The organism is uncultured Dokdonia sp. (assembly GCF_937910895.1).
In the GTDB taxonomy this organism is placed as follows: domain Bacteria; phylum Bacteroidota; class Bacteroidia; order Flavobacteriales; family Flavobacteriaceae; genus Dokdonia.
In genome coordinates this window covers 43,653-57,160 of the sequence record NZ_CALEMI010000067.1, presented here as the reverse complement: position 1 = coordinate 57,160, position 13,508 = coordinate 43,653, and the positions used below count along the sequence as shown (strand labels likewise).

The 13,508-nt window shown below is 36.8% G+C and carries 10 protein-coding genes; 3 read left to right on the top strand and 7 right to left on the bottom strand.

Annotation, left to right across the window (positions count from 1 at the left end; all coding sequences use genetic code 11):
• Positions 1–10: 10 nt before the first annotated feature.
• A complete protein-coding gene (locus Q0505_RS08555) occupies positions 11–2,836 on the bottom strand; it encodes a TonB-dependent receptor (RefSeq protein WP_299211442.1) in 2,826 nt (941 codons plus the stop codon).
• A gap of 224 nt (positions 2,837–3,060) precedes the next feature.
• Between Q0505_RS08555 and Q0505_RS08550 the strand changes: the two genes are divergently transcribed.
• Positions 3,061–4,389 carry a deoxyguanosinetriphosphate triphosphohydrolase gene (locus Q0505_RS08550; RefSeq protein ID WP_299211496.1) on the top strand — a complete coding sequence of 443 codons (1,329 nt, stop codon included), beginning with the start codon at positions 3,061–3,063 and terminating at the stop codon, positions 4,387–4,389.
• 414 nt (positions 4,390–4,803) lie between these two features.
• Entirely contained in the window at positions 4,804–7,455 is a 2,652-nt protein-coding gene (locus Q0505_RS08545; RefSeq protein ID WP_299211439.1) for a T9SS-dependent M36 family metallopeptidase, read from the top strand.
• Between the two features lie 42 nt (positions 7,456–7,497).
• Here the strand turns inward: Q0505_RS08545 and Q0505_RS08540 are convergent, their stop codons facing one another.
• The gene (locus tag Q0505_RS08540) at positions 7,498–9,255 is read right to left on the bottom strand and encodes a 1-deoxy-D-xylulose-5-phosphate synthase (protein WP_299211436.1); all 1,758 of its coding nucleotides are present in this window, start codon (positions 9,253–9,255) and stop codon (positions 7,498–7,500) included.
• A 54-nt stretch (positions 9,256–9,309) separates the two neighbouring features.
• On the opposite strand from Q0505_RS08540, the gene Q0505_RS08535 reads away from it, so the two are divergent.
• Positions 9,310–9,759 carry a nucleoside deaminase gene (locus Q0505_RS08535; protein ID WP_299211433.1) on the top strand — a complete coding sequence of 150 codons (450 nt, stop codon included), beginning with the start codon at positions 9,310–9,312 and terminating at the stop codon, positions 9,757–9,759.
• Positions 9,760–9,821: 62 nt separating this feature from the next.
• Here the strand turns inward: Q0505_RS08535 and Q0505_RS08530 are convergent, their stop codons facing one another.
• The 5 genes from Q0505_RS08530 to aspS form a co-directional block, all read right to left on the bottom strand.
• Positions 9,822–10,013 (bottom strand): cold-shock protein, encoded by a 192-nt coding sequence (locus tag Q0505_RS08530; RefSeq protein WP_121917541.1) that lies wholly within the window; start codon positions 10,011–10,013, stop codon positions 9,822–9,824.
• A 96-nt stretch (positions 10,014–10,109) separates the two neighbouring features.
• A complete protein-coding gene (locus Q0505_RS08525) occupies positions 10,110–10,373 on the bottom strand; it encodes a hypothetical protein (RefSeq protein ID WP_299211425.1) in 264 nt (87 codons plus the stop codon).
• Positions 10,370–11,179: a hypothetical protein gene (locus Q0505_RS08520; protein WP_299211422.1), complete on the bottom strand. Its 810-nt coding sequence runs from the start codon at positions 11,177–11,179 to the stop codon at positions 10,370–10,372. The genes Q0505_RS08525 and Q0505_RS08520 overlap by 4 nt, the downstream gene beginning before the upstream one ends.
• Positions 11,151–11,693, bottom strand: a complete 543-nt coding sequence (locus tag Q0505_RS08515) for a hypothetical protein (RefSeq protein WP_299211419.1) — start codon at positions 11,691–11,693, stop codon at positions 11,151–11,153. Before Q0505_RS08515 ends, Q0505_RS08520 begins: the two co-directional genes overlap by 29 nt.
• Before the next feature lie 4 nt (positions 11,694–11,697).
• Positions 11,698–13,446 (bottom strand): aspartate--tRNA ligase, encoded by a 1,749-nt coding sequence (gene aspS, locus Q0505_RS08510; RefSeq protein WP_299211416.1) that lies wholly within the window; start codon positions 13,444–13,446, stop codon positions 11,698–11,700.
• Positions 13,447–13,508 lie beyond the last annotated feature (62 nt).

The following is a 13,508-nucleotide window of genomic DNA, read 5'->3' as shown; positions in this document are numbered from 1 at the left end:
GATTTTATTTTTAAAATTTATATTTGAATTGTAAGCTTAGATTTACTCCTCGCTTGTATTGTGCGATACTACTACTCCCATTTGCAGCACTTACAGGAATATCTCCTAAACTTGTTCCTTCTCTGAAGAACTCGATCGTAGGGTTTAATATGTTTTTTGCGCTGGCATTAAGTTCAATATGTTTACCAAAGCTATTTTTCCATACAAGGTCTAGTGTTGGGATTCCAGTTTCTATAATATTCCCTAGTTGTCCAGAGCCTAATGCGTCTATACGATCTGAGAAATAAGAAAATACAAGGTTAGCTGTTGGTTTGTAGTTTTCATATTTGGTAAATACTGGACTATAGCTTACATCTGCATTAATTAAGAAAGGAGAGGCTCCTTGTAACTCATCAGTATCTCTATCAAAAGTGGTATTGATAAACCCTTCTGAATTTCTCAAATCTTGCTGTGTGTAGATATAGGTGGCGTTTAATCCAAAAGAAAGAATGGCATCTTCCTCCTCGTTTTTAAGAAGAGATTTACGTAATTCTACTTCTAATCCTAGTACTTCTGCTTGGTCTCCAGAGCGCACAAAACGTTGTGTTCCTGTAGCATCGTTTGCCACTACAAGATTGACAGGATCATTAATTTGTTTCGCGAAAGCGGCAACAGAAAAAATCTCTCCTTTTGCAAAAAACCATTCGTATTTTAAATCAACATTGTAAATATTTGAGAATGGATTGTTTCCTAATATATCAGGGTTACCTCCTGTTTGATTAGTAACATCTTCATATACAAATGGAGCTACTTCTTTAAATTCTGGATTTGATACGGTACGACTAGCAGAAAAACGTAAATTTTGATTTTCTTTTAAAGCATACTTAATGTTTAAACTTGGAAGTATAAATGTTTCACTAGCACTTGCAAAACCAGGATCTGTAGAGAGTAAGTTTATTACATCATAGGTAATATCTTGGTTGTATGATTCAATACGGATTCCTGGAGAAAATGTCCATTTGTCTCCTAGCTTGAGTGTTGCATCTACATTTCCAGCGTGAATATCAAGATTTCCGGTATAGGTGTTTTCAGGATCACCAGGTACGTTTCTATTGCCGATTCCAAATTCATTATCATTTAAAGAATTGAAAACAAAGGTGTCATAGACAACACCAAGATTTTCAGGAGTAAATACAGCATCAAGGTTATTTACATCAAGGACAGGAGTGTTAGGTTCAATAAAATCGTATCCATAACGGATGTTTTCAAAATTACGTTCTTTCACTCTTCCGTTATACCCGATATTGAATACTACATTTTCATTTAAAGTGTACTCTAAATTAAATCTGGCATTAACTTCTTTGTCTTCTATATCTTGGAAATACCGTTGGTTATCGAAAGGAATGTTATTAAAGAAGATAGGATTTGTAGTTGGGTCATCGTCAAACGTTCTATCAAACCCTTCTACACTAATTCTTCTACGATCTGGTTGACGTGCTAATACCGTATTTGCTCCTATCGCCCAGTCAAGTTTTAGATTTTCATCTAAAGTATGTGTTCCTAATACCTGATTTACAAAAATCATATCTTGATCAAACTGTATGTTTGATACATAAAAACCTTCGTCGGTATCTAAGATAGCATCTCTGTTACGACCTTGTCCTTCTGTTCCAAAATAGCCTACTTCGTCTGTAGCATCATTAATGAACACAGAATTAAATTTTAATTTGTGATCGCTGTTTATTTTATACGTAAAATTTAATAGCGCCGTAGTGTTCGTATTATATACGTACTCTTCTGCATTTGGGAAGACTACATCTTCTACAATAGTAAAATTGGCAGCTTGTCCTTGGCGATATTCAAAACCATTACTAAAAGCAGCAGTTGCAAATACACTAAAACGAGACTCTTCTCCTATATCCCAAGAATTACCACCTGTGATTTTTCCAGAAATATTAATAGGAGTGCCACCATCTACAGGATCAAATCCATTTTGAATAATGGTTGCAAATGGGTTGTTATTATACCTGTTATAATATCCAAAAAAGCTAGTGCCTTCACTTCTTACAAAATTTTCGCCTTGAGCATTGGTATTAATACCTGTACCTAAGCTACTTTCTATAAAGAACTTACCTGTGTATTCCTTTGAAACGATATCTACGTTACCAGCTGCAAAGTCTCCATAAAAGTTGGATGCGTATGTTTTACTTACGCCAATGTTCTGAATAAGATCTGAAGAAAATAGACCTAAATCTATATTCTTTTTGTCAATATCATTAGAAGGTAATGGCAATCCATTATAGGTTGTGTTTTGATACCGATCTCCAAGACCACGCACATACACATTACCTCCGCCTTCTTGTTTTGAGATTCCAGAAATTTTTGTGACAGCTCCAGCGGCATCATCAATTCCTTTTCTAGCCAGCTCTTCTGCACCAATACTTTGTTTTTGAACAACAGCTTTTTGTTGGTCAAGAAGTAAAGCAACTTCACTTTCTCTACGAACGGTAGTGGTTATAATCACCTCATCTAGAGCCGCTGCACTTGCGCCAAGCCCTGTATTTACTTTTGTTATTTTATTAGATTCAACCACTACATTGGGAACTTCTAACGTTTCATATCCTACAAAAGAAATGGTAAGTGTATACGTGCCTGGCACTACGTTGTCTATAATAAAATTACCATCAAAATCTGAAGTAGATCCTTGCGTGGTTCCTTTTATGATGACACTAGCAAAAGGTAAAGGCTGTCCATCAGCACTTTCTTTATCTGTTAACGTTCCTGCAATGGAGCCATTTCCTTGTGCCTGCATTGCAAGTGAAAAAAGTAGTATTGTAAAAAGAAAAAATTGTTTCATTAATTAGGGTTTATTTTCTGGTGCAAAGAAATGGCAGTAAAGAGGCAAAGTGGTTAACTGAGTGTTATTGTTATTTTAGGAAGTTGTGATGTTTATGTAAGGTTAATGTTAACTGAGACGGCTTTATGTTTACTTTGTGTTTCATAAAAAAGGAATGCACATAAGTACGCTTTCGCGAAAGCGTAACAACACGTATCTTGCAACTATAAAATTAGAATACTATGATGCAATGGGAACGCCTATTATCTCTCAAAAAACAAGGAGATACTAATAAGCGATTACGTAAAGAGCAGGATGAAACTCGACTGGGATTTGAGGTAGATTACGATCGTATTATTTTTTCGTCGGCCTTTAGAAGTCTTCAGGATAAAACACAAGTCATCCCTTTATCTAAGACAGATTTTGTACATACACGGCTTACACATAGCTTAGAGGTAGCTGTGGTGGGAAGGTCATTAGGAAGACAAGTAGGGAAGCAAATTCTCGAAAAATACCCACACCTTTCTGAAGTACACGGCTATCAGTTTAATGATTTTGGAGCTATTGTCGCTGCAGCAGCACTTGCTCATGATATAGGTAATCCTCCTTTTGGACACTCTGGAGAAAAAGCCATAGGGGACTACTTTAAAAATGGGAATGGCAAACGATTTGCTTCACAACTTACTGATAAAGAGTATCAAGATCTTTGTGCTTTTGAAGGAAATGCCAATGGATTTAAAATACTCACAGCATCTAAGCCTGGTGCTACTGGAGGCTTACGTCTTTCTTATGCTACATTAGGGGCTTTTATGAAATACCCAAAAGAATCGTTGCCTGTAAAGCCAACAAAGCATATCGCCGATAAGAAATTTGGCTTTTTTCAAAGTGAAAAACAAGCTTTTCAAGAAGTGGCAGAGGAGTTAGGGCTGCTTCAGACGAATACTGGGAAAGATGTGCGTTATGCACGTCACCCATTGACTTTCTTGGTAGAAGCGGCAGATGATATTTGTTACACGATTATAGATTTTGAAGATGGGATTAATCTCGGACTTATCTCAGAAGACTATGCGCTAGAATATATGGTCAAGCTGGTGCCTAATATCAATACCCAAAAGTATCATGAACTTACCACAAAAGCGGCTCGGGTGGGATATCTCCGAGCGCTCGCCATAGGGACGTTAATACAGGAGGCGGTTGCGATATTTATGGAAAATGAAGAAGCTATTTTAAAGGGCGCTTTCGCGAAAGCGTTATTAGACAAATCCAAATACGAAGCTCAAATTGAGGATATTTTGAGGATTAGTGTTTCAAATATTTACCAAAGTAAGGAAGTTGTCGAAAAAGAGATAGCTGGGTACGAAATTCTTTCTACCTTACTTGATAAGCGTTGTAAAGTGATTACGAATTCCCCAACGCATTATGATAATCTTGTCCTTAAATTATTTGAAGATGATAGTCAGGAGGAATTAACATTATATCAAGAGTTAATGAAAGTATGTAATTATATATCTGTGATGACAGATAGTAAATCTCTGCGTATATTTCAGAAACTGAAAGGGCTTGATGTCAATTGATTACTTTTTTAAAATGTGCTTGCGTTTGTCTGTTTTCAAATTTCTTACTTTCCTCATTGAAAAACACTAAATAGTATAGTGATAAGCGTATGACCACGTATATTATAAAGTAATCTTGATGATACACTAAAATTAGGAAGACTTTTTAATTAAAAATATATAATTATTACTTATTTTCTTTTAAAGATAATTTAAAAAATTAATGATATACATAAGATTTATTAATAGGATGTGTTAATTTTTAAGTTAAAATTTTAAAATCCACAAATTTGCAATACTTTTGAATTATTCCAAAATAAATAAATTTTTGAGGATAAAGTAGGAATTATAGATGTGATATTGTTATATACGTAGTGTAACAATATGATCATATTGATTACTACTTGTTTTAATTTACAACATAATTTAAAAAAAATGCTAAAACTCTACAAATCAATGCTGTTTGTATGCGTGTTTGCTGTTGCAACACTCACAAACGCACAAGACTACAGTACAATCATTAGGGATCACTTAGATGCCAACAGATCTACACTAGGAATTACAAGTCAGGATATTTCTGGTCTAATCATTAAAGACGAAGCTTTTTCAAAAAGAAGCGCAGTAACGCATGTATATGCGACACAATCTATAAATAATATTGAAGTCTTTAATGGAAATGTAAATGTTGCTTTTAAAAATGGAGCAATTATTCATGTGGCAAGTAATTTGCAAAAAGACATTGCAAACAGAGTAAATGGTATTTCTCCTGTGTTAACCCCTACGCAAGCAGCATCTCAAGCAGCAACTTCTTTAGGTTTAGGAAGTTCAAACTTTTCATTAACACAAACCATTTCTTCTAATGAGTTTGTATTAAACCAAGGAGGTGTTTCTCTAGAAGAAGTGCCTGTAAAATTAGTATATCTTCCTACAGAAGACAATGCACTTACACTAGCGTGGGATTTAAGCATCCATACCGTAGATGCAAAGCATTGGTATAGTGTTCGTGTAGATGCTCTTACTGGAGCGCTTTTACAACAAAATGACTGGGTAGTAAGCTGTACTTTTGAAAGTCATAACCATGAAGCTGTAAAATCAGCAGATCAAAGTGCTTCAGGTTTCTCTATGAATCAACAGTCAGTGATTAGTAATGAACTTTTAGCAGGAGAGCAATACAATGTTTTTCCTATGCCAATAGAGAGCCCTAATCATGGCGATCGATCTATTGTAACTGACCCACAAGATACAGGTGCTTCTCCTTTTGGATGGCATGATAATAACGGTGCTGAAGGAGCAGAGTTTACGATTACAAGAGGTAATAACGTTTGGGCATTTGAAGACATAGATGGGCAAAGTGATATAGGAGAGTCTCCAGATGGAGGAAGTGAATTAATTTTTGACTTTCCACTAGATGATAGCCAAGATGCTAGTACGTTTACAGAAGCAGCAACTGTTAACCTTTTTTACTGGAACAATATCTTACACGATGTGTTTTATAACTATGGATTTGATGAAGAAAGTGGAAATTTCCAAGAGAATAACTATGGAAACGGAGGTAGTGCTGACGACTTCGTATTTGCTCTTGCACAAGATGGAAGCAGTACTAACAATGCAACATTTGGAACTCCTCCAGACGGGAATAATCCAGCGATGCGAATGTTCTTATGGACAACAAGTGGAGAGATACCAAATGTAAATATACCTTCAAGTTCACAGGCAGGAGATTATCCTATCACGTCTAGTACGTTTAGTTCTATCTGGCCAATTGAGGGTCTTTTAGGAGATCTAGCATTAGCTATGGATGACGATGCCTCAGCAGAAAGTGATGATCCTCTTGATATTTGTGATGCGATTACAAACCCAGGAGATCTTGACGGAAAAATTGCAGTTTTACGTAGAGGGCAGTGTTCATTTGTTGAAAAAGTAGAGGCGGCTGAAGGAGCTGGAGCGATCGGGGTTATTATCGTAAATAATGTTGGAGATGCCCCTATTAACTTAGGGATTGGAGCAGGAGTGACAACAACAGCAACAATACCCGCAGGAATGGTAACGCAATCAGTTGGAGAAGCTATTATCGCAGCGTTACAAAATGAAGAGGCTATCAACGATGTCCTTATTACTGGAGCGCGTCGTATAGATGGCGATTTAGATAATGGAATCATTGCCCATGAATATGGTCACGGAATTTCTAATCGTTTAACTGGAGGTCGTTTTAACTCTGATTGTTTGTCTAACCAAGAGCAAATGGGAGAAGGATGGTCTGATTATTTTGGAATGATGCTAACGATGAGAGCTGGAGATACAGCAGAACAAGGAAGAGGTGTTGGAACATACGCAGTGAATCAGCCTACTACAGGACAAGGAATTAGACCAAGACGTTATAGTACTGATTTTGGTGTAAATGATTTAACATACGCAGATGTAGCAGATGCAGCCAATATCTCACGTCCACATGGTATTGGAACAGTTTGGGCTACTATATTATGGGATATGAGTTGGGCATTTATAGATCAATATGGTTTTGATGCAGATATGTATAATGGTACTGGCGGAAATAACATCGCATTACAATTAGTTGTAGATGGTTTGAAATTACAACCGTGTAGTCCAGGATTTATAGATGGTAGAGATGCTATTCTTGCCGCGGTAGAGATCAATACACTTATCCCTGAAGATGAAAAAGATTTTGCAACTTGTACTATTTGGAATGTTTTTGCTGCTCGTGGAGCAGGATTTAGTGCAGAGCAAGGAGATTCAGATAATAGATTTGATCAAGTAGAAGCTTTTGATATCCCTAGTGATGTTATTGCAAATTGTGAAGAATTATTGAGTGTCAACGAGAATGATTTAGATACTGTGTTCAGTATCTATCCTAATCCTTCCAATGGAGAAATTACAGTAAATATTGCTGGAACATTCGGAGAGGGTCAAATACGTATCTATGACATCAACGGTAGAGAGGTATATAATAAGCCTGCCACACTTGAAGGTAACGTATCTGTTAATGCAACAGGATTATCTAGAGGAGTATATATTATGAATATTACGAGTACTAGTAGTAGTTATACATCTAAACTTATTATTGAGTAAAGAGATAAATTAACATAGATTAAAAAGGCTAGTTTTAATTAACTAGCCTTTTTTATATACATCAATTACGTTTGAGATTTCTTTAGGTGAGATTCCGATTTCTTCTTGAAGTTCTTCTATAGTGCCATGCGCTATAAAACGGTCAGGGATTCCTAGTATTTTTAATGTGCCTTTATACGCTTTCGCGAAAGCGTAATCAGCAACAACACTCCCTAATCCACCTTTGATAGTGCCGTCTTCTAATGTGATGATGACATCATGCGTTTCAAAAATAATATCAAGAAGGGCCGTGTCTAAAGGTTTTAGAAACCCCATATCGTATACGCTGATGGCGTCTGAGTGGTCTTTTGTTGCTTCTATGGCGTTGTGTATGATAGTTCCTATAGAGACAATAGCAATACGATTCCCTTTTTGGACGCAACGTCCTTTACCAATAGTAATTTCTTGAAACGGTTGTTTCCAGTCTACTGTGACGCCTCTACCTCTTGGATATCGAATGGCAATAGGGTGTGGTAATCCTAGTTGTGCTGTATACATGATATTGCGCAGCGCTATCTCGTCTTTTGGCGCATAAATGATTAGGTTGGGTATACAGTTAAGGTAGGCTAGATCAAAAGATCCGTGATGTGTAGGGCCGTCTTGACCTACAAGTCCTGCTCGATCTAGACAAAATATAACAGGTAAATTCTGTAAGGCAACATCGTGTATTATTTGATCATAAGCTCTCTGTAAAAAGGTAGAGTAAATGTTACAAAAAACAACCATTCCTTGTGTTGCCATTCCTGCAGATAGTGTGACCGCGTGTTGCTCTGCAATACCCACATCAAAAGCACGATCGGGGAATGCTTCTATCATATATTTAAGAGAGCTCCCTGTTGGCATGGCTGGAGTTATGCCTATTATTTTTTTATTGATAGTAGCAAGTTCTACTAGTGTATGACCAAATACATCTTGATATTTAGGAGGTAGTTGTGTCGTATCTTTAGCATGGCGTTCACCAGTTACGGCATCAAATTTCCCTGGGGCATGATAGGTTATTTGATGTTTTTCGGCAAGGGCTAGTCCTTTTCCTTTGGTTGTAATTACGTGAAGGAATTTCGGGCCTTTCGTTTTCTGTAATTTCTTCAATACGCTAATGAGCTCAGGAAGATCATGTCCATCTACAGGACCGTGGCATTCAAAATTAAGCGCTTCAAAGATGTTTTCTTCTCTAGCAGTTCCCTTTTTGACATTGGTGAGGTATTTTTTTAAAGCACCTATGCTAGGGTCTATGCCTATTGCATTATCATTAAGAATGACTAGCAAGTTGGCATCTGTAACACCAGCGTGGTTAAGACCTTCAAATGCCATACCGCTAGCAATAGAGGCATCTCCTATAATGGCAATATGTTGTTGTTCTTTTTTACCTTGTAGATTGGCGGCAATAGCCATACCCAATGCTGCCGAAATAGAAGTGCTACTATGTCCTACCCCAAAAGTATCATAATGGCTCTCAGAAATTTTAGGAAAACCACTGATGCCTCCTTTTTGTCTATTAGTATGAAAGATATCTTTTCTACCCGTTAAGATTTTATGACCGTAGGCTTGATGTCCTACGTCCCAAATAAGTTTATCTTCTGGAGTATTAAACACATAATGTAGTGCTATGGTTAACTCAATAACTCCTAGGCTTGCGCCTAGATGTCCTTCTTTTGTGGCTAGGATAGTGATAATAAACTGGCGTAACTCCTTACTCAGTTGCGGTAATTGGTCAGCAGTGAGCTGTCTCAATTCGTATGGACTATCAATGTGATCTAGCATATAACAAAGGTACGTCTTGATATTGTATTTTTGAATATTGAAAATAGCAATCCTATGTTAGAACCTTTTGATGACATTTATTTTATGAAGAGAGCATTGGTTGAAGCTCAAAGTGCCTATGACCTTGGAGAAATACCTGTAGGCGCTATTGTTGTTGCAAATAATGCCATTATAGCAAGAGCACATAATCTTACAGAACGTCTTACAGATGTTACAGCACATGCCGAAATGCAAGCAATCACATCGGCTGCAAATTATCTAGGAGGTAAATATTTACATAAATGTACATTGTATGTGACACTAGAGCCTTGTCAGATGTGTGCAGGTGCTTTGTATTGGAGCCAAATAGATAGAATTGTTTATGGTGCTATCGATACTCAAAGAGGTTGTGGTGTGATGGGAACAACGCTGCATCCTAAAACCAAAATAGAAGGAGGAGTACTCGCTAAAGAATCTCAAGATTTAATGAAACGTTTTTTTGTGGAAAAGCGTAATTTGAATTAATTGCATAAAAAAAGCCTGCAATCGCAGGCTTTCATACTCGTAAAAAGATACTATCTATATCATTACAGTACACGCACTTGTGCAGCTGTCATTCCTTTTCTTCCTTCTTCTTCTACGTACTCAACTTTGTCTCCTTCGTTGATAGTTTCACCGTTAAGACCTGTAACGTGTACAAAGATGTCTTTACCAGTGTCATCATTAGTTATAAAACCATAACCTTTTGACTCATTGAAAAATTTAACTGTTCCTTCCATTGTAATAAATAAAAAATATTAATAAAGTACAAACTTACGTTTTTAATTTTTAAGTTATTGTTTACAAATCATTTTATTTTTGTAAAGGAATGGCGGTCAACGCTCTTTTGAGTCGTTAAATTCCTTCATTTTCATAATATTTTCCTTGGTAAGCATATAATCGTGTACGTTTTTATTTTTCCATCGATGATAGATAAATAGGGGCATGAGTATAAAAAAGCCACCTACAATAGAAAGACCTATCATTTTATTGCCTAGAATGAATCCATCTTCTTGAGATTTATAATAGAAGCCAAACGCAAATAGCGCAATTAAAGCAAAAAATAGAATGATGATAAAAAGGCGTCGTATTTTTTTCATTTCTCTTTAAGTGAATCTGTAAGTATCATAAGGTCTTGGATATATAACTGTCTCATTTCTTCTACATAAGGTCTTTCGTTGTAATAACCTTCATTAAATGCTTTTAATGCGTTATCTGCATGTACTCTCGCAGCAGAAATGTTTCCTATTTTTTGTAGCGTTAAGGCTTTGTAATAATGGGCATCTGCAGTTTTATCTTTTGAATAGTGAATGACTTTGTCGAAATTAATGAGTGCTTGTTCATAGTCTTCCAGTTCATAATATGAAATTCCTCTGAAAAGAAAAGCCTTTTGATCTACCCATTCCTCACCAGCTTGAAGCGTCTCTGCTTCAATATTTTTATTGAAATAATAGATGGCATTTTTATAATCTTCAAGACCTAAATAAGCTACACCTCTCCAATAATCTACGCTTTGTCCTTGTGGAGCATCAATAAAATCAGGAGTCAGTGTATCACTGGCATTAAAATCTGCAATAGCTTTCTCGTAATCTCTGTAAAACCATAAGTATAAATATCCCCTCCACGGTTGCCACTCTTCTGCATCATAAAGTACGGCTTTGTCATAATATTTTTTCCAGTCCGATGGAATTCCTCTCTTAAGATAGGTTACTGAGAGTTCTCGCCAGTTTGCAGCATTTGTGCTGTCTAGTTCTATAGCATAAGCAAAGGCATTCATATGCTGGGGTTTGCCCTGATAGAATGAGAAACCATAGTCTGTCGCTTGTTCGATTTTTTCTTCCTTGGACTGACAAGAGAAGAAAACAAACAACAAAAAGCTAAGGAATAATCTGAGTAATTTTTCCATTTTCAATTCTATATAATATATACATATAGCTATCTACTTTCTCTCCTCTAATCACATTAGGATTCCAAAGTTTAAGTTGTGTAGTAATCGTTACTAAATCTTCTACCAAGTCTTTTGACAAGGTCGTAGGCTCTAAATCCAAGTTTGTTTCATGCCAAACGTATCTACCTGCCTGCCCTTTACAGTTAATAACAAATCTAACAGAAAGATACCCAGAGTCTGTGTACTTTGTATGATCATAGGCATTAAAAACCTCTTCTTTTAAGCCATACTTTCCAGTGCTATAGGTCGCTCTTGTAGGATTGTAATAATCAAAGATATAATCCTGGCATGTTTCAAACCCTTCAGATAGTAAGCTGTTGTCAGGATCTATGTACGCTACACGCTCTGTAAATACGTCTTCTGAGGGAATAAATTTTTCGTTATAATAGGTATATACTCCAAAAAAAGCAATGATGGCCAGTACTAAAATACTGACTAAAGTAACTGCTATAATCTTCAGGATACGTTTCAATAGATTACTTCCTTAATTTCAAATTCAATTCTTGTAGCTGTTCCTCATCAATGGCTGCTGGCGCATCAATCATCACATCACGACCACTATTATTTTTTGGAAAAGCAATAAAATCACGAATGGTCTCCTGCCCACCAAGTATCGCCACAAGTCTATCCAATCCAAAAGCAAGACCTCCATGTGGTGGAGCGCCATACTGGAAAGCATCCATTAAAAAGCCAAATTGTGCTTTTGCTTCTTCAGGCGTAAAGCCTAAATAATCAAACATTAATGCCTGCGTTTTCTTGTCGTGTATTCGTATAGAGCCACCACCTATTTCGTTTCCGTTAAGAACAAGATCATAGGCATTTGCTTTTACAGCACCTGGATCTGTAGCTAATAGCTCGAGTTGTCCTGGTTTTGGGGACGTAAATGGGTGGTGCATGGCATGATAATGCCCTGTTTCTTCGTCTAGTTCTAGTAATGGGAAGTCAATGACCCATAATGGTGCAAATACTTTAGGATCTCTAAGTCCTAAACGGGTTGCGAGTTCCATACGTAAGGCGCTTAGTTGTGCTCTTACCTTATTAGTATCTCCTGAAAGCACACAAATAAGATCTCCTTTTTTTGCTCCAGTGACTTCCGCCCATTTTGCAAGATCATCTTGATCATAAAACTTATCGACAGATGACTTATAAGATCCATCATCATTACAGCGTGCGTAGACCATTCCTAAAGCCCCTACTTGAGGGCGTCTTACCCAGTCTATAAGTTGATCTATTTCTTTTCTAGTATAGCTATTTCCGCCTGGAACGGCGATTCCTACCACAAGTTCAGCGTTGTTAAATACATTAAACTCTTTATGTTGTGCTACATCGTTAAGTTCGCCAAACTCCATTCCAAATCTAATGTCAGGCTTGTCATTTCCATAACGACGCATCGCATCGTCATATAACATTCTAGGGAACTTCTCTATCTCAACACCATTTACTTCTTTAAGCAAATGACGGGTTAATCCTTCAAAAACATTTAAGATATCTTCCTGTTCTACAAAAGCCATTTCACAGTCTATCTGTGTAAACTCAGGTTGACGATCGGCTCTTAAATCTTCATCTCTAAAACACTTTACAATCTGAAAGTATTTATCCATACCTCCTACCATCAAAAGTTGTTTGAACGTCTGCGGTGATTGTGGCAAAGCATAAAACTGCCCTTGATTCATACGAGAAGGGACTACAAAATCACGAGCGCCTTCTGGCGTAGATTTGATAAGATATGGGGTTTCTACTTCTATAAAATCCTGATTTGAAAGATACTTGCGAACTTCCATAGCTACTTTGTGACGAAAGATCAAGCTGTTCTTCACAGGATTTCTTCGTATGTCTAAGTATCTGTATTTCATACGTACATCTTCGCCTCCGTCAGTTTCATCTTCAATAGTAAAAGGAGGGGTCAGTGCTTTATTGAGAATGGTAAGTTTTGATACCAAAATTTCAACGTCACCTGTCGGAAGGTTTGGATTTTTAGAAGAACGTTCAATAACAGTTCCCGTTACTTGAATGACAAATTCTCTTCCTAGCGTACGTGCTTGCTCCATCATATTTTTTGGAGTGCGTTCTTCATCAAAAATAAGTTGTGTAATTCCGTAGCGATCCCGTAAATCTACCCAGATCATAAATCCTTTATTCCTAGATTTTTGAACCCATCCAGATAGGGTAACTTCTGTGTTGATATCGCTAGCTCTTAGGCTTCCGTTGTTATGACTTCTGTACATGATACTTACTACATTTGAGAAGTGCAAAAATAGAAATATCTTAGGTCATTTTAGGTGCGCTT